This is a genomic window from Streptomyces sp. NBC_01381, assembly GCF_026340305.1.
In the GTDB taxonomy this organism is placed as follows: domain Bacteria; phylum Actinomycetota; class Actinomycetes; order Streptomycetales; family Streptomycetaceae; genus Streptomyces.
The window spans coordinates 2,655,012-2,677,023 of record NZ_JAPEPI010000001.1; the positions used below are offsets into that span (position 1 = coordinate 2,655,012).

At 69.6% G+C, this 22,012-nt stretch carries 20 protein-coding genes; 5 read left to right on the forward strand and 15 right to left on the reverse strand.

Annotated features, from left to right (window positions below; all coding sequences use genetic code 11):
• Positions 1–63: 63 nt before the first annotated feature.
• The 4 genes from OG453_RS12525 to fasR all read right to left on the reverse strand — a co-directional run bounded on the left by OG453_RS12525 (position 64) and on the right by fasR (position 3,581).
• The gene (locus OG453_RS12525; protein ID WP_266867416.1) at positions 64–312 is read right to left on the reverse strand and encodes an acyl carrier protein; all 249 of its coding nucleotides are present in this window, start codon (positions 310–312) and stop codon (positions 64–66) included.
• A 73-nt stretch (positions 313–385) separates the two neighbouring features.
• Positions 386–1,387 carry a ketoacyl-ACP synthase III gene (locus OG453_RS12530; protein ID WP_266867418.1) on the reverse strand — a complete coding sequence of 334 codons (1,002 nt, stop codon included), beginning with the start codon at positions 1,385–1,387 and terminating at the stop codon, positions 386–388.
• 17 nt (positions 1,388–1,404) lie between these two features.
• Positions 1,405–2,352: an ACP S-malonyltransferase gene (locus OG453_RS12535; protein ID WP_266867420.1), complete on the reverse strand. Its 948-nt coding sequence runs from the start codon at positions 2,350–2,352 to the stop codon at positions 1,405–1,407.
• 89 nt (positions 2,353–2,441) lie between these two features.
• A complete protein-coding gene (gene fasR / locus OG453_RS12540; RefSeq protein WP_135330829.1) occupies positions 2,442–3,581 on the reverse strand; it encodes a fatty acid biosynthesis transcriptional regulator FasR in 1,140 nt (379 codons plus the stop codon).
• Between the two features lie 257 nt (positions 3,582–3,838).
• On the opposite strand from fasR, the gene OG453_RS12545 reads away from it, so the two are divergent.
• Positions 3,839–4,501, forward strand: a complete 663-nt coding sequence (locus OG453_RS12545; protein ID WP_266867422.1) for a pirin family protein — start codon at positions 3,839–3,841, stop codon at positions 4,499–4,501.
• 182 nt (positions 4,502–4,683) lie between these two features.
• Here the strand turns inward: OG453_RS12545 and OG453_RS12550 are convergent, their stop codons facing one another.
• Both OG453_RS12550 and OG453_RS12555 read right to left on the reverse strand, forming a co-directional pair.
• Entirely contained in the window at positions 4,684–5,499 is an 816-nt protein-coding gene (locus OG453_RS12550) for a serine hydrolase (protein WP_266867424.1), read from the reverse strand.
• 19 nt (positions 5,500–5,518) lie between these two features.
• A complete protein-coding gene (locus tag OG453_RS12555) occupies positions 5,519–6,001 on the reverse strand; it encodes a GNAT family N-acetyltransferase (protein ID WP_266867425.1) in 483 nt (160 codons plus the stop codon).
• 112 nt (positions 6,002–6,113) lie between these two features.
• Between OG453_RS12555 and OG453_RS12560 the strand changes: the two genes are divergently transcribed.
• A complete protein-coding gene (locus OG453_RS12560; protein ID WP_266867426.1) occupies positions 6,114–6,593 on the forward strand; it encodes a MerR family transcriptional regulator in 480 nt (159 codons plus the stop codon).
• Positions 6,594–6,598: 5 nt separating this feature from the next.
• Complete coding sequence (locus OG453_RS12565; protein ID WP_266867427.1) at positions 6,599–7,621, forward strand: aldo/keto reductase; 1,023 nt, start codon at positions 6,599–6,601, stop codon at positions 7,619–7,621.
• 56 nt (positions 7,622–7,677) lie between these two features.
• On the opposite strand, the gene OG453_RS12570 is transcribed toward OG453_RS12565, so the two are convergent.
• The 7 genes from OG453_RS12570 to OG453_RS12600 form a co-directional block, all read right to left on the reverse strand.
• Complete coding sequence (locus tag OG453_RS12570) at positions 7,678–8,907, reverse strand: acyltransferase (RefSeq protein ID WP_266867429.1); 1,230 nt, start codon at positions 8,905–8,907, stop codon at positions 7,678–7,680.
• Positions 8,904–10,148 carry an alpha/beta hydrolase gene (locus OG453_RS12575; protein ID WP_266867431.1) on the reverse strand — a complete coding sequence of 415 codons (1,245 nt, stop codon included), beginning with the start codon at positions 10,146–10,148 and terminating at the stop codon, positions 8,904–8,906. The genes OG453_RS12570 and OG453_RS12575 overlap by 4 nt, the downstream gene beginning before the upstream one ends.
• Before the next feature lie 152 nt (positions 10,149–10,300).
• Entirely contained in the window at positions 10,301–10,972 is a 672-nt protein-coding gene (locus OG453_RS12580; RefSeq protein WP_266867433.1) for a response regulator transcription factor, read from the reverse strand.
• Positions 10,969–12,333 (reverse strand): sensor histidine kinase, encoded by a 1,365-nt coding sequence (locus OG453_RS12585; protein WP_266867435.1) that lies wholly within the window; start codon positions 12,331–12,333, stop codon positions 10,969–10,971. The genes OG453_RS12580 and OG453_RS12585 overlap by 4 nt, the downstream gene beginning before the upstream one ends.
• A 176-nt stretch (positions 12,334–12,509) precedes the next feature.
• The gene (locus tag OG453_RS12590; RefSeq protein ID WP_266869829.1) at positions 12,510–13,391 is read right to left on the reverse strand and encodes a DUF4429 domain-containing protein; all 882 of its coding nucleotides are present in this window, start codon (positions 13,389–13,391) and stop codon (positions 12,510–12,512) included.
• 66 nt (positions 13,392–13,457) lie between these two features.
• Positions 13,458–14,669: an alpha/beta hydrolase gene (locus OG453_RS12595; RefSeq protein ID WP_266867437.1), complete on the reverse strand. Its 1,212-nt coding sequence runs from the start codon at positions 14,667–14,669 to the stop codon at positions 13,458–13,460.
• Between the two features lie 243 nt (positions 14,670–14,912).
• Entirely contained in the window at positions 14,913–15,491 is a 579-nt protein-coding gene (locus tag OG453_RS12600; protein WP_266869830.1) for a TetR family transcriptional regulator, read from the reverse strand.
• Between the two features lie 242 nt (positions 15,492–15,733).
• On the opposite strand from OG453_RS12600, the gene OG453_RS12605 reads away from it, so the two are divergent.
• Both OG453_RS12605 and OG453_RS12610 read left to right on the forward strand, forming a co-directional pair.
• On the forward strand, positions 15,734–17,350 hold the full coding sequence (locus OG453_RS12605) for an MFS transporter (RefSeq protein ID WP_266867439.1): 1,617 nt from the start codon (positions 15,734–15,736) through the stop codon (positions 17,348–17,350).
• Positions 17,351–17,570: 220 nt separating this feature from the next.
• The gene (locus OG453_RS12610) at positions 17,571–18,002 is read left to right on the forward strand and encodes a peptidase inhibitor family I36 protein (RefSeq protein ID WP_266869831.1); all 432 of its coding nucleotides are present in this window, start codon (positions 17,571–17,573) and stop codon (positions 18,000–18,002) included.
• Here the strand turns inward: OG453_RS12610 and OG453_RS12615 are convergent.
• Both OG453_RS12615 and aceE read right to left on the reverse strand, forming a co-directional pair.
• Positions 17,983–18,747 (reverse strand): potassium channel family protein, encoded by a 765-nt coding sequence (locus OG453_RS12615; RefSeq protein WP_266867441.1) that lies wholly within the window; start codon positions 18,745–18,747, stop codon positions 17,983–17,985. The genes OG453_RS12610 and OG453_RS12615 overlap by 20 nt on opposite strands.
• Before the next feature lie 98 nt (positions 18,748–18,845).
• A complete protein-coding gene (gene aceE / locus OG453_RS12620; RefSeq protein WP_266867443.1) occupies positions 18,846–21,578 on the reverse strand; it encodes a pyruvate dehydrogenase (acetyl-transferring), homodimeric type in 2,733 nt (910 codons plus the stop codon).
• Positions 21,579–22,012: the final 434 nt, after the last annotated feature.

The following is a 22,012-nucleotide window of genomic DNA, read 5'->3' on the forward strand; positions in this document are numbered from 1 at the left end:
TTCTCCACGGTGTTGAGGGGATCAGCGGCGCCACCGCCGGGTGGCGACAGCAGTGCGGCCTGATCAGGCCTGGTGCTCGACGATGTACTTGGTGGCGTCGCCGACCGTCTTGAGGTTCTTGACGTCGTCGTCGGGGATCTTGACGTCGAAGCGCTCTTCGGCGGCGACGACGACCTCGACCATGGACAGCGAGTCGACGTCCAGGTCGTCGGTGAAGGACTTGTCCAGCTGGACGTCCTCGACCGGGATGCCGGCGATCTCGTTCACGATCTCGGCGAGACCGGCGACGATCTCTTCCTGAGTGGCGGCCATGTTGGCGCTCCTTCTTATGTATCCAGAGGGTGTGGCGGCTTCCGAACCGGACCGGATGATCCGGACGAGATGCCTAGGGGAGGGTAACGACCGTGGCGGCGTACACGAGACCCGCCCCGAAGCCGATGACGAGCGCGGTGTCGCCGCTCTTCGCCTCGCCGGTCGCCAGAAGCCGCTCCATCGCGAGCGGAATCGAGGCGGCCGACGTGTTGCCGGTGGTCTCCACGTCACGGGCGACCGTGACGTGCTCCGGCAGTTTCAGGGTCTTCACCATCGAGTCGATGATCCGCATGTTGGCCTGGTGCGGGATGAAGACGTCCAGGTCGTCCGGGCTCAGGCCGGCGGCGTCCAGCGCCTCCTTGGCGACCTTCGCCATCTCGAACACGGCCCAGCGGAAGACCGCCTGGCCCTCCTGCGTGATGGCAGGGAACTTGTCGGGCGCGCCCTTGCGGTACGCGTCCCAGGACTCGGTCTGCTTGATCGTCTCGGACTTGTCGCCCTCCGAGCCCCAGACCGTCGGGCCGATCTTCGGCACGTCGGACGGGCCCACGATCACGGCGCCCGCGCCGTCACCGAACAGGAAGGCCGTCGCGCGGTCCTCCAGGTCGGTGAGGTCGCTCAGCCGCTCCACGCCGATGACCAGGACGTACTCGGCGGAACCCTCGACGACCATGCCCTTGGCGAGGGTGAGGCCGTAGCCGAAGCCCGCGCAGCCCGCGGAGATGTCGAACGCGGCGGGCTTGCCCGCGCCGATCTTGTCCGCGATCTCGGTGGCGATGGCCGGGGTCTGCTTGAAGTGCGAGACGGTCGAGACGATCACGCCGCCGATCTGCTCGGGCGTGATGCCCGCGTCGGCGATCGCCTTGCCCGAGGCCTCGATGGACATCGCGGCCACGGTCTCCTCGTCGGAGGCCCAGTGGCGGGTCGCGATGCCGGAGCGGGAGCGGATCCACTCGTCGGACGAGTCGATCGTCTCGAGGATCACCTCGTTGGGCACGACACGCGTGGGCCGGTAGCCGCCGACGCCCATGATGCGCGCGTAAGGGGCTCCCTTACTGGGCTTGATCTTCGACATGCTCTCCAGGCTCCTTCTCAGGCACCCGCCGCGTCGGCGGCGGATGCGGTGTCGGTGATCAGCGCAGATGCGGCGTCGAGGTCGTCCGGGGTCTTCAGGGCCACCGTCTTCACACCGGGCAGGGCGCGCTTGGCGATCCCGGTCAGCGTGCCGCCGGGGCACAGCTCGATCATGCCCGTGACGCCGAGCTCCTTGAACGTCTCCATGCACAGGTCCCAGCGCACCGGGTTGGCCACCTGGCCGACAAGGCGCGACACCACGTCGGAGCCGGACGCCACGGCCTTGCCGTCACGGTTCGACACGTACGTCAGCTTCGGGTCGGCGACGTCGAGGGCCTTGGCGGCCTCCTCGAGCGTGGCGACGGCCGGAGCCATGTGGTGCGTGTGGAACGCGCCCGCGACCTTCAGCTGCACGACACGGCGGACGCCCTCGGGCTTGTCCGCCTCGAGCGCGGCGAGCTGCTCGGCGGTGCCCGCGGCGACGATCTGGCCCGCGCCGTTCACGTTCGCCGGCGTCAGGCCGAGCTTCTCCAGGTGCGGGACGGTGACCTCGGGGTCGCCGCCGAGCAGCGCCGCCATGCCGGTCTCCGTGATCGCGGCGGCGTCGGCCATGGCGAGCCCGCGCTTGCGTACGAGGCGCAGCGCGTCGTCGTCGGTGAGCACACCGGCGTACGCGGCAGCGGTGACCTCGCCGACGCTGTGCCCCGCGACCGCGCCGGGCTTGTTCGCCGCGAGCGCGTCACCGAGTGCCTCGGCGGCGAGCAGACCGGCGGCCACAAGGAGCGGCTGGGCCACGGCGGTGTCGCGGATCGCGTCCGCGTCGGCCTGCGTGCCGTAGTGGGCAAGGTCCAGCCCGATGGCGTCCGACCACGCGCCGAGGCGGTCGGCCGCGCCGGGGAGTTCGAGCCAGGGAGTCAGGAAGCCGGGCGTCTGAGCGCCTTGGCCGGGAGCGACGAGTACGAGCACTCTCACACTCTCTCTTGTGGACGGTGCATGCCGCCCGTGGGGACAGGGACGAAGAACCGCTGGGGGAATTGTAGGGGCCCGACAAAATCCTACGGTTGAAGATCTCCGTCGGCCAGACGCCCCAGGATCAGCGCGATCCGCAGCGTGAATGCGGAGCGTACGTCCGATGGCGACCAGCCGGTGACGTCAGTCACACGTCGCAGCCGGTAGCGCACGGTGTTGGGGTGCACGAAGAGCATCCGGGCGGCCCCTTCGAGGCTGCTCGCCTGTTCCAGATAGACGCTCAGCGTCTCCAGGAGCGCGGAGCCCGCCTCCTCCAGCGGTCTGTAGATCTCCTCCACCAGCTGCTCCCGCGCGGCGGGATCGCTCGCGATCGCGCGCTCCGGCAGGAGATCGTCCGCGAGAACGGGCCTCGGGGCGTCCTGCCAGGCGGCGCACGCCTTGAGCCCGGCGGCCGCCGCCTGTGCGGAACGGGTGGCCGCGAGCAGGTCGGGGACGATGGGGCCCGCGACGACGGGCCCGGCCGCATACGGACCGATGAGCCCCTTGGCGACATGCAGCGGATTGTCGCTGCCGCCCGCGATGACGACCAGGCGGTCGCCCAGCACACCGGTCAGGACCTGCAGCTTGGCGTGCCGGGCGGCGCGGCGGATGGCCTCGACGGTGAGCTCGCTGTCGCCGTCGGGCGCGGTGCCGAGGACGACGCAGACGTGTTCGGGCGAGTTCCAGCCGAGCGCGGCGGCTCTGCTCACCGCCCCCTCGTCGGCCTCCCCGGACAGGACGGCGTTGACGACGAGCGACTCGAGCCGGGCGTCCCAGGCACCGCGTGCCTCGGCGGCCTGCGCGTAGACCTGGGCGGTGGCGAAGGCGATCTCGCGGGCGTAGACGAGCAGCGCCTCGCGGAGGATGGACTCATCTCCCGGGGCCGCGATCTCGTCGACCGCGGACTCCATCACCTCGATCGTCGTACGCACCATCTCGACGGTCTGGCGCAGGGTGATCGCCCTGGTCAGCTCGCGGGGTGCGGTCCCGAAGACATCGGTGGAGATGGCCTGTGGCGCATCCGGATGCCGGAACCACTCGGTGAAGGCGGCGATACCGGCCTGCGCCACCAGGCCGATCCAGGACCGGTTCTCCGGTGGCATCGCCCGGTACCAGGACAACGTCTCGTCCATGCGCGCGATGGCCTGCGCCGCCAGACTGCCGGAGGACTGCTCCAGGCGCTTCAGCGTGGCTGAGTGCGCGTGAGCCTTCCGATGTGCGTCCTGACGGGCGGCTTCCTCATGGGCTGCCTGGTGGGCGTCCTGGTGGGCTTCGTTCGCAGAGGGTTCGGGCACGGGGACAAGACTGCCTTATCGGGACGGCGGTGTGCGGTGCCGGGTCGTATGTGGGGTGGGGATTGGGGGTGGCGGCGCACCGTACCGGAGGTTGGCCGGGGTGTGGGTTTCCGGGCGGGGGCGGGCGATGCGCGGTCTACCGTGGGTGCGTGATTGATGTACGGCGCTCCGGCGATCGGTACCGCGGCGGGGAGCCCGGCACCGGTATCGAGACCTTCCACGCCTTCTCCTTCGGGCCGCACTACGACCCCGACAACCTCCGCTTCGGCGCGATCCTGGCCTGCAACGAAGAGCGGCTCGCGCCCGGCGCGGGCTTCGACGAGCACCCGCACAGCCACACGGAGATCGTGACGTGGGTGGCCGAGGGCGAGCTCACCCATCGTGACTCCACGGGCCAGCAGTCGGTGGTCCGCCGGGGCGACGTCCAGCGCCTGAGCGCGGGCGGCGGCGTCCGCCATGTGGAACGCAACGACGGAGCGGATCCCCTGGTCTTCGTCCAGATGTGGCTCTCCCCGCTCGCACCGGGAGGCGACCCGTCCTACGAGGTGGTCCACGGCATCGCGGACTCCACCCCTTACGCGGTCCCGGCAGCGGGAGCCCTCCTCCACGTCCGCCGCCTGTCCCCGCAGGAACGCACCGCGCTACCGTCCGCGCCTTTCGTGTACGTCCACGTGGTGCGCGGCGAAGTCCGCCTGGGCGGGGCGGATCTACGGCAGGGCGACGCGGCCCGGCTGACGGGGGAGGCCCCTCAGGAGGCAGCGGCTACGTCTCCGACGGGGGCGGAACTGCTGGTGTGGGAGATGTCGGGCTGAGAGCGGGACGCGCCTAGCGGCACCCGCTGCCGCGCACCGCCGCCGCCGTTGTGGGCAGTCGTGCCGCTGGGGCGGCACGGGTGGGCACAACGGCGGCACCCCGCAACCGCCGGGCTGCGGAAACCCCCGTCCGGCACCCAAGACGCGGGGCACAGCCAACCCAGGGGTCGATCAAGGCCCGCTTACAGCTCGGAGAGCACCGCATCGGTAAACGCGGGCCACACCTCAACCGCCCAAGGCCCAAACGCCCGATCCGTCAGAGCGACACACGCCGCCCCCGCATCAGGGTCGACCCACAGAAACGTCCCGGCCTGCCCAAAGTGTCCGAACGTCCGCGCCGAAGAAGAACTCCCCGTCCAGTGCGGCGACTTGGAGTCCCGGATCTCGAATCCGAGCCCCCAGTCATTGGGATTCTGATGCCCGTACCCCGGCAGCACCCCCTTCAGCCCCGGATACGCCACGGACATCGCCTCAGCCACAGTCCGCGGATCCAGCAACCGCGGCACCTGCACCTCCGCCGCGAACCTCACCAGATCATCCACGGTGGATACCCCGTCCTTGGCGGGCGATGCACCCCCTTCGAGCGACGTGGCCCCCATGCCCAGCGGCTCAAGCACCGCCTGCCGCAGATACTCCCCGAAGGGAATCTCCGTCGCCTTGGCGATGTGATCCCCAAGCACCTCGAACCCCGCGTTCGAGTACAGCCGCCGCGTCCCGGCAGGCGCCGTCACCCGGTGCTCGTCGAAGGCGAGCCCACTGGTGTGCGCGAGCAGATGCCGCACGGTCGACCCCTCGGGCCCGGCGGGCTCGTCGAGCTCGATCGCCCCCTCCTCGTACGCCACCAGCGCCGCGTACGCCGCGAGCAGTTTGGTGACCGAGGCGAGCGCGAACCGGTGCCCCGTGGGCCCATGGGCCCCGACGATCGTGCCGTCCGCTCGGACGACGGCGGCGGCAGCGGTCGGTACCGGCCAGTTCTCGATCAACGCCAGGCTCTGCATGCGTACGAGCCTAAGCGCCCTAGAGGCTCAGCCGCATAGAGGGGTCCGGCCTGCGCACGAAGCCGAGCGAGGCATAGAGCGGCTCCGCCTCCGCCGACGCGTTGAGATCGACACTGCCCGCACCCCGCTCACGGAACCAGTCGAGCAGCGCCTCCATACAGGCCCGCGCATACCCGTGGCGCCGCTGCTCGGGATCGGTGGCGACACTGAACACATAACCGACGGCCCCGTGCGGATTCCCCGCCCGCCCGATGCGGTAGTCCAACGTCCCCACGACCGAGGCCGCCAGCCTCCCCGGCCGGTTGGGGAAGTCGACGACGAACGCCGCGAACTCCCCGTCCGGATCGGCCAGTCTGCCCCGCACCGTGGGCACGGACTCGGCATGCCAACTGGTGTCGGACTTGCCCCCGGAACGGGCGGCGAAGACCGAATCGATCATCACCTGCCGCAACCTGATCAGTTCCTCGGCATCCTCTGGCAGCGCACGGCGAACAACAGTCATGATCGACACCGTAGTCACCGCTCGACGGGATTTCCCGTGGATTGTTTCCGTCACATATTTCCTCCCGGTACCGCTTGCTTCGAGCGCACTCCAAGGTTCTAGCGTGGTGGTCATGACGGTGATGGAGACCGAGACCACCCCCGCACAGGGACTGACCGACACAAAGGCTGACGGCTGCGCCTCGGCGCCCACCGCCCACCCACGCCCGGACGGGCAGGACCACTACACGATCAGCGAGGTCGTCGCCTTCATCGGCCTGACCGCACACACTCTGCGCTGGTACGAGCGAATCGGCCTGATGCCCCACATCGACCGCTCCCACACGGGCCAGCGCCGCTACCGCAACCGCGATCTCGACTGGCTCACCTTCGTCGGCAAGCTCCGCCTGACCGGAATGCCGGTGGCCGACATGGTCCGCTACGCCGAACTGGTCCGCGAAGGCGACCACACCTTCAACGAGCGCCACGAACTCCTCGAACAGACACGCCGCGACGTCCGCACGCGCATCGCGGAACTCCAGGACACGCTCGCCGTACTCGACTACAAGATCAACTTTTACTCGGACGCCCGACAGGCGCCGGAGAGGCACTGAACCTGATGACCGCACAGACAGGCCAGATCGCGAAGGTCCAGCTCGGGACGGAAGGACCCGAGGTCGGCGTCCAGGGACTCGGCTGCATGGGCATGAGCTTCGCGTACGGCCCGACCGACGCCGACGAGGCCCGGGCCACCCTGGAACACGCCCTGGACCTGGGCGTCACCCTCTACGACACCGCCGACGCCTACGCCGCCGGTGAGAACGAGCAGTTCCTCTCTCCCTTCTTCAAGGCCCATCGCGACGAGGTCGTCATCGCGACCAAGTTCGCCCTGGCCGTGCACCCGGACGATCCGACGAAGCGGATCATCAACAACGACCCCGCGTACATCCGTTCCTGCGTCGACGCGAGCCTGCGACGCCTCGGCGTGGACGCCATCGACCTCTACTACATGCACCGCCGCGACCCGAACGTGCCGATCGAGGAGACGGTCGGCGTGATGGCCGAACTCGTCGCCGCCGGCAAGGTCAAGCACCTGGGCCTCAGCGAGGTCACCGGCCCCGAACTCCGCGCCGCCCACGCCGTCCACCCCATCGCCGCCCTCCAGTCGGAGTGGTCGCTCTTCAGCCGGGACATCGAGCGGGGCGTCGTCCCCGCCGCCGCCGAACTCGGCGTAGGCCTCGTCCCCTACTCGCCGCTCGGCCGCGGTTTCCTCACCGGCTCGTTCGTCAGCGCCGACAAGGAACTCGGCGAGGACGACTTCCGCCGCCAGCAGCCCCGCTTCACGGGCGACAACGCCGCCGCCAACTCGGCCCTCCTCGAACCGGTGCGCACCGTCGCCGACGCCCACGGCGTGAGCCTCGGCCAGATCGCCCTCGCCTGGGTCCAGCGGCAGGCCCAGACCTACGGGCTGACCGTCGTCCCCATCCCCGGCACCCGCAAGCGCACCCGGGTCGAGGAGAACACCGCGGCCACCCGCATCGAGCTCACCCCCGCCGAACTCGACCTCCTCGCCCCCATTGCCGCCCAGGTCGCGGGCGACCGCTATGCCGACATGACGTTCACCTCGGCCGGCCGGGAGTAGCCCCAGGGGGACGCCTCGGCCCTGCCGGGTCGTCCCCGCCCACCGGCTCGGGCCGGTCACGCCAACCCCAGGGCGAAGACCGCGAACCCGGCCGCCAACAGCCCGGCGAGGGCCCGACGCCCGTGCGTCGCCCGCTTCCAGGGAGCCTCGAAGCCGCGCGTGCGGCTGCCTATCAGCACCAGCAGGGCCCCAAAGACCGGAAGCCAGGCGATCCGGGCGACTATCCAGCCCAGGGTGTCCGGTGCCGCGGTCAGCCCCGGCACCGTGCCCCCGAGGAACGAACCGGGCACGGCCGCGGCGAGCAGCGCCGTCTGGTGCCAGCACAGGATCGTCATCGCCGACAGGTTGATCACGACGACCGGCGCCCACAGCGCGGGCCTGCGCAGCAGCCTGCCGATCCGCTCGCGCAACAGGATCGCCGCACCGCTCTGCGCGGCCGCCAGCGCCAGGACCAGCAGCGACGGAGGATGCGAATTGGTCCGGGCCTCGCCCGGCACGCCGACCATCGACGCCGGATAGTGGAACGCGAGCAGCAAGGCGGCGAACAGGGCCGTGCCCCCGATCAGCAGCAACCACGCGCCGCGCCTGCCCAGCTTCTTCTCGCCCCAGCTGACGCCCAGTTGATAGGCGAACATCCAGCCGGGCAGCAGATTCAACAAGCTCAGCCAGGACGGCATGGCGTCCCCGACCGGCCCGTAGCGCAGGAAGTCGACGACGGCGACCGAGCCGAGCAGCGGCGCCGCGGCCCAGGCCCCGAGCCGCTCTGCCGCTCGGATGCACCACGGCGTGAGAGCGGTGATCACCGCATAGATGCCGACGAACCACAGCGGCTGTATGACCAGCGTGGACCCCGTGCGCAGAGTCGTCCCCGGCACCCCCAGCGCGTACAACACCGGGAGCAACGCGGCCCATACGGCCGTCACCCCGAGGACCGGGCGCCCGAGACGCGCCACCCGCCCGCGGAGCCAACGCCCCGTCGACTCGCCGCGCGCCACCGCACGGCGGTACGACAGAGCGGAGGCATATCCGCCGACCAGGAAGAAGATGCCCAGCATCTGCAGCACCCAGCTCAGCGGTGCGAAGAATCCGAACGCGGCCAGGGGACTGGCATTGTGCAGCGCGCCTTCCGCGTCGAGGGTGAAGCCGCCGAGCAGCCAGTGCCCGGTCGGCACGGCGAGCAGGGCCAGCGCGCGCAGCCCGTCTATGGCCCGGTCGCGATGGGCGGGCGTCTTGGCGTCGATCGCTGCCGCGGTCCCGCGCAGCTTGGCCAGGGGTGCAAGGCTCATGACCGCTCTCCGATGGGACGGGCGCCGGCGGTGGGCTCACTTCCGTCGATGCCGCTGTCCGGTGTGGTGCCGGAAGGTGTCCGTGCGATCGCGGCGAAGGCCTGCAGCGAATCCGTCCCCGGCGCGAAGTAGCCGGTGTGGCCCTCGGCCCGTTCGGCGGGAACGCGCCGGGCGCCGAAGCCCGGTCCTGCCGGGTCCGCGCCGTGGCCGAGGCCGAACAGCTCGACGTTCGGCACATCGCCGATCCAGTCGCTGTCGTCCCGGGCGGCCCAGACGCGGGCGGTGGTGTGCAGATCGGAAACGCTGTCCGCACGCATGCCGGGGGAGCCGAGCACCACCAGGTCGGACGCCGGCAGCTTCGGAGCCGCGAGGCCGCACACCACCGAGCCATAGCTGTGGCAGAACACGGCGGGCCGTGGGGCACCCAACGCCGTCAGTCCCTGCACGAATCGCGCGAGGCGGGGAGCACCCGCTTCCGCGAGCCGTCCCGTCGCCGCGTCGGGGCCGAGACCGACCGGCGTGGTGTACCCGACCCAGGCCACCACGGCCGTGCGGTCACCCGCCGCCGCGTGCAGCGAACGTGCCATCCCCGCCGGTGTGCCGTACTGGTCCTTCGAGCGGTCGAAAGTGCTCAGGTCGATGTCGGATCCCGGCACGACGACCGACACACGGTCGGCGCTCGCCAAGTCGCCGTAGACCTCCGCGATTTGGCCCCTGCCGCGCGGGTCGAAGGCGAGTATCCGCCGACCGGGATCCAGCAGCTCTTCGTACCGGGCGACCAGGGAACGGGCCCGCTCATGATCCTGCTGTGTGAGGCCCGGATCGCTCGCACGGGCCCGCTCGCGGTCACGCTCGGCCTTCAGGGAAAGGGAGTTGGCCTCGTACCGCAATGAGATCGGGGCGCCGTCCAGATTGCCGACGACCGACGGGTGCCGCTCCGCCAGCTCACGCTGCCGGGCGTCGCTCAACGAGCCGAAGAACGCGGCCACTCGGGCGGGGGGCGCGGTCGCCGGATCCGGCAGCTCCACCCCCTGCGTATGGTCTGCGCGCCAGGCATGCGTGCCCGGTGGTGGGCCGGTGATCGGCTGCTGTTCATTACCGACGGCCCAGCCCGTCGTACCGGCCACGACCGTCGTCGTGAGAGCCGCGGCGATCAGCGTCCGCTTGCTGCGGGCCTTCCAGTTGCCGCGAGACCTGGTAGACCTGCGAGACCTGCGAGATTCCTGAGAACGAAGGCCCATGGCCCGTCTCCCTCCCCAATTCGTTGCGCGCTCTGGCGTGACGAGGGGAAAGGTAGGAAGACGATGACCCGCGACACCTCACACTGCGGTGCCAACTCGCAACTGATACCGGGGTATGTGGAGCTGATACCGCGGTAGGGGGGGCGGGAGCTCTACTGCTCGCCGGGCGTGATGAGGCCGGACTCGTACGCGAAGATCACGGCCTGTGCGCGGTCGCGCAGATCCAGCTTGGAGAGGACCTTGCCGATATGGGTCTTCACCGTCTGCTCGGCGAGGACCAGACGCTCGGCGATCTCCTGATTGGAGAGCCCGCGCGCGATCAGCACCAGTACCTCGGTCTCACGCGGCGTCAGGCCGTTCAGCCGCAGCGACTGGTCGTTGCGCGGCCGCTGCTTGGCGAAGTCCGTGATCAGTCGCCGCGTCACCGACGGTGCGAGCAGTGCCTCCCCGGCCGCCACCACGCGGACCGCCGAGATCAGATCGGCGGGCGGGGCGTCCTTGAGGAGGAAACCCGAGGCGCCGGAGCGCAGCGCCTCGTACACATAGTCGTCCACGTCGAAGGTGGTGAGCATCAGCACCTTGGGAACGTGCACCACGCCGGGCGGCGGGTCCAACAGGGCCCGAGTGGCGGCCAGTCCGTCCATCTCCGGCATCCGGACATCCATCAGGACGACATCGGGATGGGTGCGGCGGCTGACGTCGACACCCTCCTTGCCGTTCGGCGCTTCGCCCACGACGTCGATGTCGCTCTGCGCCGCGAGCAGCGCGGCGAAGCCGGCCCGCACCATGTTCTGGTCATCGACGATGATCACGCGGATGGTCATGCGGTTCCGGAGTCCTTCTTCAGGAGGGGGAGTTGGGCCGCGACGCGGTAGCCGCCGTCGGGCAGTGGCCCGGTGTCGACCGTGCCGCCGACCAACCGTACGCGTTCGCGCATGCCGACGAGTCCGTGTCCCGTGCCGCCGCTCTCCAGCGGAGCGGGTGGATCGGTCGCCGGGCCGTTGACAACGAGGATCAGCAGGTGTTCCTCGTCCAGGGTCAGGGTGATGGAGGTGCGTGCTCCCGGCGCGTGCCGCATCACGTTCGACAGGGCTTCCTGGACGATGCGGTACGCGGACAGGTCGACGGCCGGTGTCACATCGGCCAGTTGTGTGAGCACGGACAGTTCGGGACGGGACAGATCGACCGGCAGGCCGGCGCGCACCGTCGCCTCCACCAGCTGCGGCAGTCGGCTGAGCCCCGGCTGCGGTGCCCGCTCGCCCTGCGCGTCCTCACTGCGCAGCACCGCAAGCAGCCGCCGCATCTCCGTGAGGGATTCACGGGCGCTCGCCGCTATGCTCCCGAACTCCTCGCGGGCCGACTCCGAAAGGCCGTCCAGGCGGTAGGGCGCGGAGTCCGCCTGCACCGTGATGACGGACATGTGGTGGGCCACGACATCGTGCAACTCCCGGGCGATACGCGCCCGTTCCTCGAGGAGGGTGCGCTGGGCGCGCTCGGCCTCGCTGATGGTCTCCTGCTCGACGAGTCTGCGCTGTGCGTCGCCGCGCTCCCGCAGCAGGGCGCCGAGCAGCAACGCGACACCGCTCAGCACGATCAGCAGCACGCTGGTGTCCTGGCTGCCGGCGTCGCGGAACGCGCCGAGGACAAGGCTCGTGACGACCGTGACCAGCCAGATGCCCAGGAGGGTGCGCCGGCTCTCGCGCAGCGAGAGGACGAGGCACAGGGCCACGTACGCCACGATGATCATGGCCGTCCAGGGGGCGGGGCGGTCCTGGCTCGCGGACATCGTGACGATCGCCCCGAGGACATCGGCGACGATCATGATGTACCAGGCGAGCATGGGGCGGCTGATCGCCAGCAGCAGGGGTGCGGACTGGGCGACGCCCAGGGCGCCCGCGAGGCCGCCGCTCGCCCCGTAGTCGTTCGTGAGCACCTGGGTGGTGACCGGGATGAGTGTCGCGACGAACGCCAGCGCGATGATCAGGGGCAGCAGCCGCATCCAGCGCTGGGGAGCCTGCGCCAGCACAGGATCGGTCCGCCCCGCGGGCGTCGTGAAGAACACCCCGGCCCGTCCGAGCCCTTCGCGGGCGCCCGCGGTCGCACGTCGAAGGGCGCCCCCGCGCCGGCCCGGCTCGGCGGCCGATGGGCGGGGATCCTGGTCCGGTGGTGTCGATGCGCTGCTCATGGCCTGCTCAGCGTAGGCATGAAGCATCTCGCTCGGCGTCGTACCGCGGAGCTGACCCGCACCTCATACCCAGGTACGAACAGAGCCCCCGGCCATACCGAGGTATGACCCGAGCCCCGCAGGCCCCGCCATGCCCCGTGACCCGGCTCCGACCTTGCAGCTCCCGCCTCGCAAGGTCAGAGCTCCGCCAGCAGCTCGGCCTTCTTCGACGTGAACTCCTCGTCCGTCAGCAGCCCGGCCTGATGCAGCTCGCCGAGGTGCCGGATACGTTCGGCGATGTCCGCCGGATCGCGCCGGGTCACCGGGGCGGCAGCGCCGACCGTGCCAGGGGTCAGAGCCGGGCCCGACGCCCGCACCGCGGCGAGCACCGACGCCGCGAAGGGCAGCGACTCGTGCACCGGGCCGTAACCGAGACCGAAGACGACGGCCGCGGGGTCCTGGTCCGCCTGCGCGGGCTGGGCGACGGGGGTCTCGCGACGCAGCAGCCGCAGATGGCCCTCGAAGACCTCGGGAGAGCGCCACTCGACGCCGCTCAGGTCCGTGACCAGGAAGCTCTGGTCGCCGGCCTTCCACTTCGCGGACGAAGCGCCGGTCCAGAACCATCGGAAGGCCACCGATTTGCCGTCGAAGGACGCCTTGCCGTCGTACGCCTTGAACTGCAGCGGCGTCTCCGGCGCGGCGACCAGATAGCGATCCGGAGGCCCGCAGTCGTCCGGGGTCAGCAGGGCCCGCAGCTCGTCCGCGTAGTACTCCGCGAGCGTCTCCCGCTCGGCGGGCAGCACGAGCCTGTACGGGTCGCAGCCGTCCTTGAGCTGACCCGCCGCTGCCTCCATCAGCGGATCCGCGCCCGGTCTCGGCACGGCGTGCAGGACGACAGTCCCGCGCTTGCCAGGAGTCAGTGTCACCGCTGCGATCGCCTCATGGGGGATGCGGCGTTCACCGAGCGCCTGCAGGAGCTTCGGTGTGCGGATCCCCCGTTCGTAGCGGATGAGCACGGAGTCGGACTCGAACTCCCAGGCGGCATGAAATCCGGCCAGTACGTCACCCATGCGGCTCATCGTAGGCGGCACGCGCGCCTCCGTCCCTCCTGCGGCGGGCCGCTGTTTTGTCGATTTCTACGCGCGTCAGGCCGCTGTCGTGCCGGAAAAACCCTCCCGGCACGCGTCATCCCCGTCCGCGCACCGCACTGAGCGGTACGAGCCAATGCCGATGTCGGCGAAGTTCCTGAGGCTCTCCGTGCCCGGTTCGAAGTACCCGGTGTGGCCGACCGCGCCCCTGGCGGACAGCACCCGCGCGCCGAAGTCCCGTGAGACCGGATCGGCCCCGTGACCCAGCCCGCCGACCTCCATGTTCGGTACATCTGCGATCCAGTCGTCGCCGTCCCTGGTGGCCCAGACCCGGGCACCGGTGCCCAGCTGCGACGCCGAGTCGGCGCGCATTCCGGGGCTGCCCGCGACCGCGATGTCGGAGACGCGGGACGGCAGGTCCCGCGCGGCGACCCCGCAGACCACCGAGCCGTAGCTGTGGCAGTACAACGCGACGGGGGAGTGGCCGGGCAGTCCGCGCACCAGGGAGTTGAGCCGGACCGCGCCGTCCTCCGCGCGCATGGACGTCGCCGCGTCCACACCGAGACCGACGGGCGCGGTGTAGTCCGCCCAGGCGATCACGGCGGTACGCGCGCGTGGGCTCGCCGCACGCTCCGCGCCGTACAGGGCCTTGGCCATGCCGACGGGTGCCGAGTACTTGCGGTTCGTCCGCTCGAAGGTCAGCAGGTTGGTGTCCACACCGGGCACCACGACCGACACCCTGGACGCCTTTTCGAGGTCTCCGAAGACCTCGGCTATGCGGCCCGACCCCATCGGGTCGAAGGACAGGACCTGCCGGCCCGGGCGCATCATCACGCCGAACCGCTTCATCCTGCGCTCTGCCTCCTGCTGCCCGAGGGGCGAGAGGCGCTTGTCGTGCATGCGTCGCTGCTCGATCTTGCGGGCCTTGCCCAGCGCGACGTTGTTCGCGCGGTATCGCAGCTCTACGGGGGCACCGTTCATGTTGCCGACCGCCAAGGGGTACCGGGCGGCGAGCCGGGCGCGATCCTGCGCGTCGAGCGAGGCGAAGAAGTGGGCGAGCCTGCCGGCCGGGCCATCGGGGTCGGGCAGCGCCCGGCCGTTGATGTGCCCTCGCTCCCAGGCGGAGAGCGTGGCTTCGAGCGGCGACGCGGCGTGTTTGTGGTTGCGCACCGCGGTCCAGCCGGTCGTCGCCAGCATGACGAACACGACGGCGAGCGCGAGCAGTGCGCGCCAGACGTTGAGTTGGGGGGAGGAGTCGAAGGAAGTCACTACGGAACAGCCTAGGAGAATCGTGATGCCTGCCGTGCACTGGGTGAGGCAGATCACGTTTCCTGTGGGGTAATTGAGGCAAAGCGGGCGCGCATCGAGCGATTTCATCACGCTCCGTAGGTGGCGCGTAAGCGCAGCGCACTCGGGGCGCATGGTTACGTACGGTGCTTACCCGTGCCGCTCAACGTAGCGAAACGCTCCGGAAGTTGATCGCGTCACGTGGGTCGCACCCTGCGTACGCGATCACTCCTTGCGCCAGTTCTCCGCCAGTGCCGGCCCCAGGTGGTCGAGATACGACTCGGTGAGCGCGCGGATCGATTCGACGCTGGTGTCCTCGCCCGCTCCCCACAGTTGACCGGTCACCCGCATCACCCCGCTGAACGCGGCGACCACCACCCGCGGTCGCGGGTCCTCGTCCATGTCGAGACCCTCGCGCTCGGCGATCACGCGCGCGATCTCCTCCTCCATCTCGATGGAGCGGCGCAGGTGGACGGCGAGCAGGGAGGGGGTGGATTCGATCATCCGGTAGGTGCGCATGTGGAGTTCGACCGGGACGACCTCCTCGATGGACCGGCCCATCGCGTCCCAGGCGCCGATGACGGCCTCGCGCAGCGCGACGAACGGCGCTTCGTCGGCGGGCCGTTCGCGCAGCACCTCGACGAACCGCCGCTCAACCATCTCCTGCACGGCGAAGGCGGTCTCCTGCTTGTTGGCGAAGTACCGGAAGAATGTGCGCTGGGAGACGTCGACGGCCTCGGCGATCTCGTCGACGGTCGTCTCCTCGTACCCCTTGGTCGTGAAGAGCTCGAGCGCCGCATGCAGGAGCGCGTTACGAGTGCGCTGCTTCTTGCGCTCGCGAAGGCCCGGCCGGGAGGGCCCGTCGGCCGTCTCTCCGTACGCCTCGACCTGCGACTCCGCCGAGTCCGACGCTTGCTGCTCGGTCCTCACACCGTGGTCCTCTTCCTGCCTGTCCGCTCAGCTCACCTTATCTGTGAGCGACGTGACAGTTACCGACTTGTGAATTGGTTTGTCAACTGTCAGCGGCTGACATTAGCCTCGCGCACATGACTAGTCAGACCACCGTCGACAAGGCGGACAAGGCGCCGGAGCCCTCGTCCGCTCCGGCCGCGACCAAGGGCCTGCGTGGCCACCCTTGGCTGACGCTCTTCTCCGTCGCGATCGGCGTGATGATGGTCGCGCTGGACGGCACCATCGTGGCGATCGCCAACCCGGCCATCCAGAAGGATCTCGGCGCCTCGCTCGCGGACGTCCAGTGGATAACCAACGGCTACCTCCTCGCGCTGGCCGTCGCGCTCATCACGGCGGGCAAGCTCGGTGACCGCTTCGGCCACCGGCAGACCTTCCTCATCGGCGTCGTGGGCTTCGCCGCCGCCTCGGGGGCCATCGGCGTCTCCGGGAGCGTCTCCCTGGTGATCGCCTTCCGTGTGCTCCAGGGTCTCTTCGGCGCGCTGCTGATGCCGGCCGCCCTCGGCCTGCTGCGCGCCACGTTCCCGGCCGAGAAGCTGAACATGGCGATCGGCATCTGGGGCATGGTCATCGGAGCCTCCACCGCGGGCGGCCCGATCCTCGGCGGTGTGCTGGTCGAGCACGTCAGCTGGCAGTCGGTGTTCTTCATCAACGTGCCGGTCGGTGTCGTCGCGCTCGTCCTCGGCCTGGTGATCCTCAAGGACCACCGCGCGGAGAACGCGCCGAAGTCCTTCGACATCCCCGGCATCGTCCTGCTCTCGGGCGCGATGTTCTCCCTCATCTGGGCGCTCATCAAGGCCGGTGACGCCTGGGGCTGGGGCAGCGGCAAGACGTGGGCCTTCCTGGGTGCGGCGGTCGTGCTCTTCGTGCTCTTCGCCGTGTGGGAGACCAAGGTCAAGGAGCCGCTCATTCCGCTGGGCCTGTTCCGCTCCGTACCGCTCTCCGCGGGCACGGTGCTGATGGTGCTCATGGCCTTCGCCTTCATGGGCGGGCTGTTCTTCGTCACCTTCTACCTGCAGAACGTGCATGGGATGAGCCCGGTCGACAGCGGTCTGCACCTGCTGCCGCTGACGGCGATGATGATCGTCTCCTCGCCGATCGCCGGCGCGCTGATCACCAAGTTCGGGCCGCGGATTCCGCTGGTGGGCGGCATGGTGCTCACGACCGTCGCGATGTTCGGCATGACGACCATGACCACGGAGACCGGCACGGCCGCGATGTCGCTCTGGTTCGCCCTCCTCGGCCTGGGCCTGGCCCCGGTCATGGTCGGCGCCACCGAGGTGATCGTGGGCAACGCCCCGCTGGAGCTCTCCGGCGTGGCGGGCGGCCTCCAGCAGGCCGGCATGCAGGTCGGCGGCAGCCTCGGCACGGCCGTCCTCGGCGCCGTCATGTCCAACAAGGTCAACTCCGACCTCGCGGGCAAGTGGAAGGACTCGGGTCTGCCCGACGCGCCGCCGCCGGGCCTCGACAAGGCGGCCGCGATCGGCGCCGTGCCCGAGCAGGTGGCCAAGGCCCCCGGCGTCAACGAAGGCGTACTCGCCAAGATCACGGACGTCGTCCACGACACGTTCATGTCCGGCATGGGCCTGGCCTTCACCGTCGCCGGTGTCGTCTCGGTCATCGCGGCCCTGGTGGCCGTCCTGACCAAGCGCGGCTCCAACGCCGATGCGGGCGCCGGAGTTGGGCACATCTAGGGCATACGCCGCGTACACCGTATGCGTCGTAGCCGTCGCATACATCGCATTACGCCGAGCAAGCATCCGCCCGGCGTCCGCGCATCAGGGAAAGCCCCTCAGGGTCCGCCTGGGGGGCTTTCGCCTATCTGGGTGACGCACATCCGTACCCCTTCCGACGGAGCGAGCGAGTGGGTCACAGTTCTGACAAGTGATCGACACGACACGGGAGTTGATTCAGATGCGTACGACCATGCCCGCAGCCATCTCCGCAGCTACCGCCCTGGCCGCGGTGATCCTGACACCCGCACACGCGGGGGCCACGACGACCGCCGCGCAGGCCGATTCCATGACCCCGGCCAAGCGCGCCGGCGCCGCCGCGCCACCGACACTCGCCGGGTGCGGGCCAGGGGAGCTATGCCTCTGGGGGAAAGCGGACTTCCGGGGTGCTCGACAGGTGTACGACCTGTCCGAGATCGACATCGAGAGCTGTGTAGCGCTGCCGGAGGGGGGCAGCGCTGAAGCCCTCGCCAACCGCACCGGCCGACCGGTCACCACCTACCAGTCGGCGGAGTGCGCCGAGACGGGGGAGTTCGACACCTATCCCGGCGGCGGCACCTGGACACCCGAATCGCCTTATCGCGTACGGGCCTTCAAGGTCTGGGAGAACTGACCGGGGGCACCTCACTCGTCAACGCCGCCACCTGCGCCCGCAGCGCCTGCACCTCCACCGTCAGCGCCTCGATCGCGGCCGTCTGGCGCCGCTCCTCGACATCGTCCCGGTCGAAACGAGCGATGAACCAGGCCGCGATGTTGGCGGTGACGACACCGAGGAGCGCGATACCCGACAGCATCAGACCGACCGCGAGGATCCGCCCGAGCCCGGTCGTGGGCGCGTGATCGCCGTAGCCGACGGTGGTCATCGTGGTGAAGGACCACCACACCGCGTCGCCAAGGGTCTTGATGTTGCCGTCCGGCGACTCCCGCTCAACCGAAAGGACAGCCAGTGAACCGAACATGAGAAGGCCCACCACAGCGCCGGCGACATAGGTCGTCAGCTGAATCTGCGACGCCATCCGGGCTCGCCGCCCCACCAGCAGCAGAGTCGAGACAAGTCGCAGCAGTCGCAGTGGCTGCAGCATCGGGAGGATGACAGCACACAGGTCGAGCCAGTGCGTGCGGACGAACCGCTTGCGGTGGTCGGTGAGGCGGAGACGTATGAGGTAGTCGGCGGCGAACGAGCCCCAGACGATCCACTCCACCACGGTGCAGGTCTTCGACACGGCTCTGCTCGCGTCGGGCACCACGATGGGTACGGCGTAGGCGACGGCGAAGGCCACCGCGAGCGCGAGGAGCGGACGCTGGGTGCGTCGCTCCCACCGGAGTTGTGCGGTCGACTGCTTCGTGGGCGCTTCCATACGGGCATCGTAGGAAACGCCAAGGGGCGACGGAGCCTGTGGTCCGCCGCCCCCTGCTCAAGGCGTGTGCTGTCCAGCGCGTGCCGGCCAGGCACGCGTCAGGCGTCGCCCCCGGCGGCACCCGGGTCCGCGGCCGTCACATCGAGCAGCTGGTAGCGGTCGATGGCCTGCTTCAGTACGGAGCGGTCGAGCTTGCCCTCGCGGGCCAGCTCGGTCAGCACGGCGACCACGATCGACTGCGCGTCGATGTGGAAGAAGCGGCGTGCGGCACCGCGGGTGTCCGCGAAACCGAAGCCGTCCGCGCCGAGCGACTGATACGTGCCGGGAACCCAGCGCGAGATCTGGTCGGGGACACTCCGCATCCAGTCGGAGACGGCCACGAACGGGCCCTCGGCGCCGGAGAGCTTCTGCGTCACGTACGGGGTGCGCTGCTCCTCCTCGGGGTGCAGGAGGTTGTGGCGTTCCACCTCGACCGCCTCGCGGCGCAGTTCGTTCCAGGAGGTCGCCGACCAGACGTCCGCCTTGACGTTCCACTCCGAAGCGAGGATCTGCTGGGCCTCTACCGCCCACGGCACCGCGACACCGGAGGCGAGGATCTGTGCCGGGATGGCTCCCTGCTCGCCTGCCTTGAAGCGGTAGACGCCCTTGAGGATGCCGTCGACATCCACATCGGCGGGCTCGGCCGGGTGCTGGATCGGCTCGTTGTAGACGGTGAGGTAGTAGAAGACGTCCTCGCTGTCGGGGCCGTACATCCGGCGCAGGCCGTCCTTGACGATGTGCGCGATCTCGTAACCGAAGGCCGGGTCGTAGGCGACACAGCCCGGGTTGGTCGAGGCGAGCAACTGCGAGTGGCCGTCCGCGTGCTGGAGGCCCTCGCCGGTCAGGGTCGTACGGCCGGCGGTGGCGCCCAGGACGAAGCCGCGGGCCAGCTGGTCGGCCATCTGCCAGAACTGGTCGCCGGTGCGCTGGAAACCGAACATCGAGTAGAAGACGTACACGGGGATCAGCGGTTCGCCGTGTGTGGCGTAGGCCGAACCCGCGGCGATGAGGGACGCCGTGCAGCCTGCCTCCGAGATGCCGTCGTGCAGCATCTGGCCCGTGGGCGACTCCTTGTACGCGAGGAGGAGTTCGCGGTCCACGGCCTCGTACTGCTGGCCGAGCGGGTTGTAGATCTTCGCGCTCGGGAAGAAGGCGTCCATGCCGAAGGTGCGGTACTCATCGGGGGCGATCAGCACGAAGCGCTTGCCGATCTCCTTGTCCCGCATGAGGTCCTTCAGGATGCGGACGAACGCCATGGTGGTGGCGATCGACTGCTGGCCCGAGCCCTTCTTCGCGGTCGCGTAGGTCTTGTCCTCGGGGAGCGGCAGCGGCTTCGAGCGCACGACACGGGTCGGGACGTAGCCGCCCAGGCCCTGGCGGCGGTCGTGCATGTACTGGATCTCTTCGGAGGCCCGGCCCGGGTGGTAGTACGGCGGGGCGCCGCCCTCCAGCTCCTTGTCCGTGATCGGGATGTGCAGACGGTCGCGGAAGCCCTTGAGGTCGTCGGCCGTCAGCTTCTTCATCTGGTGGGTGGCGTTGCGGCCCTCGAAGTTCGGGCCGAGGGTCCAGCCCTTGACCGTCTGGGCGAGGATCACGGTGGGCTGGCCCTTGTGGGCCTTGGCCGCCGCGTAGGCCGCGTAGACCTTCTTGTGGTCGTGGCCGCCACGGCCCAGGTGCAGGATCTGCTCGTCGGTCATGTTCTCGACCATGGCGCGCAGCCGGTGGTCGCCGCCGAAGAAGTGGTCGCGGATATAGGCGCCGGTCTCGGTCGCGTACGTCTGGAACTGGCCGTCGGGCGTCGTGTTCAGCTTGTTGACCAGGATGCCGTCGCGGTCCTGGGCGAGCAGCGGGTCCCAACTGCGGTCCCACACCAGCTTGATGACGTTCCAGCCGGCGCCGCGGAACTGCGACTCAAGCTCCTGGATGATCTTGCCGTTGCCGCGCACCGGGCCGTCGAGGCGCTGGAGGTTGCAGTTGACGACGAAGGTCAGGTTGTCCAGGCCCTCGCGTGCGGCGATGGAGAGCTGGCCGAGCGACTCGGGCTCGTCCATCTCGCCGTCGCCGAGGTAGGCCCAGACGTGGGACTTGGAGGTGTCGGCGATGCCGCGCGCCTCCATGTAGCGGTTCATCCGCGCCTGGAAGATCGCGCCGAGCGGGCCCAGGCCCATGGAGACCGTCGGGAACTCCCAGAAGTCCGGCATCAGGCGCGGGTGCGGATAGGACGACAGGCCGTGGGGAGCCTTCGACTTCTCCTGGCGGAACGCGTCGAGCTGCTGCTCGGAGAGCCGGTCGAGGAGGAACGCGCGGGCGTAGATACCGGGGGACGCGTGCCCCTGGAAGAAGATCTGGTCGCCGCCGTCGCCCTCGTCCTTGCCACGGAAGAAGTGGTTGAAGCCCACGTCGTAGAGCGAGGCCGAGGAGGCGAAGGTGGCGATGTGACCGCCGACCCCGATGCCGGGGCGCTGGGCGCGCGAGACCATCACCGCGGCGTTCCAGCGGGTCGCGTTCAGGACCTTGCGCTCGATCTCCTCGTTTCCGGGGAAGAACGGCTCGTCCTTGGTGGCGATCGTGTTGACGTAGTCCGTGCTGCGCATCTCGGGCACGGCGACGCGCTTCTCGCGCGCGCGTTCGATCAGCCGGAGCATCAGGTAGCGGGCCCGCTCGCGGCCGCGTTCGTCGACCGCGGCATCGAGGGAGTCGAGCCACTCCTGGGTCTCTTCGGGATCGAAGTCCGGGACCTGACTCGGCAGGCCGCCAATGATGATCGGGTTGCGATCGGATCCGGAAGCCACGCTGTTCCTTCGCTGTTGGGGCTTTCGCCTGGGTTCTGCCTGGCTGTGAGACGTTCCCCATCGTGTACCGCGGGGGCGGAATCGTCATCTCTACCGAGAGGTAACAGAGAGGTCCGCGCGGTGGCCCTGGGGTAGGCTCGGCCAAATCGCAACGATACGCCCATCCTGCCTAGTCGCTTCGTAAGGTCGTTCGGACGTCAGTCCCCATCGGCCCGCATCGGCGCCGTACGAGCGAAGTACGCGCCAGGAACGCGCGAAGAAGGATCTGGCAGATGGGTCTTGAGTTGCGGCGACACGGCCGGGAACGTCACCGTTTCAGCGGTCTTGACGGCCGGGTACTTGCGCGATCCGTCCCGCCCGTGTGGACTACGGCCAACGCCCCGCGCACGCGCGTGGCTGAAGGCATACCCAAAAACATGATCAGGAGGCAATCC

What these genes read in the sequence shown, in the direction of transcription:
- OG453_RS12525 (WP_266867416.1), bottom strand. Translation starts at nt 312, where the DNA reads ATGGCCGCCACTCAGGAAGAGATCGTCGCCGGTCTCGCCGAGATCGTG.
- OG453_RS12530 (WP_266867418.1), bottom strand. Translation starts at nt 1,387, where the DNA reads ATGTCGAAGATCAAGCCCAGTAAGGGAGCCCCTTACGCGCGCATCATG.
- OG453_RS12550 (WP_266867424.1), bottom strand. Translation starts at nt 5,499, where the DNA reads ATGCAGAGCCTGGCGTTGATCGAGAACTGGCCGGTACCGACCGCTGCC.
- OG453_RS12555 (WP_266867425.1), bottom strand. Translation starts at nt 6,001, where the DNA reads ATGACTGTTGTTCGCCGTGCGCTGCCAGAGGATGCCGAGGAACTGATC.
- OG453_RS12560 (WP_266867426.1), top strand. Translation starts at nt 6,114, where the DNA reads ATGACGGTGATGGAGACCGAGACCACCCCCGCACAGGGACTGACCGAC.
- OG453_RS12565 (WP_266867427.1), top strand. Translation starts at nt 6,599, where the DNA reads ATGACCGCACAGACAGGCCAGATCGCGAAGGTCCAGCTCGGGACGGAA.
- OG453_RS12570 (WP_266867429.1), bottom strand. Translation starts at nt 8,907, where the DNA reads ATGAGCCTTGCACCCCTGGCCAAGCTGCGCGGGACCGCGGCAGCGATC.
- OG453_RS12575 (WP_266867431.1), bottom strand. Translation starts at nt 10,148, where the DNA reads ATGGGCCTTCGTTCTCAGGAATCTCGCAGGTCTCGCAGGTCTACCAGG.
- OG453_RS12580 (WP_266867433.1), bottom strand. Translation starts at nt 10,972, where the DNA reads ATGACCATCCGCGTGATCATCGTCGATGACCAGAACATGGTGCGGGCC.
- OG453_RS12585 (WP_266867435.1), bottom strand. Translation starts at nt 12,333, where the DNA reads ATGAGCAGCGCATCGACACCACCGGACCAGGATCCCCGCCCATCGGCC.
- OG453_RS12590 (WP_266869829.1), bottom strand. Translation starts at nt 13,391, where the DNA reads ATGAGCCGCATGGGTGACGTACTGGCCGGATTTCATGCCGCCTGGGAG.
- OG453_RS12605 (WP_266867439.1), top strand. Translation starts at nt 15,734, where the DNA reads ATGACTAGTCAGACCACCGTCGACAAGGCGGACAAGGCGCCGGAGCCC.
- OG453_RS12610 (WP_266869831.1), top strand. Translation starts at nt 17,571, where the DNA reads ATGCGTACGACCATGCCCGCAGCCATCTCCGCAGCTACCGCCCTGGCC.
- OG453_RS12615 (WP_266867441.1), bottom strand. Translation starts at nt 18,747, where the DNA reads ATGGAAGCGCCCACGAAGCAGTCGACCGCACAACTCCGGTGGGAGCGA.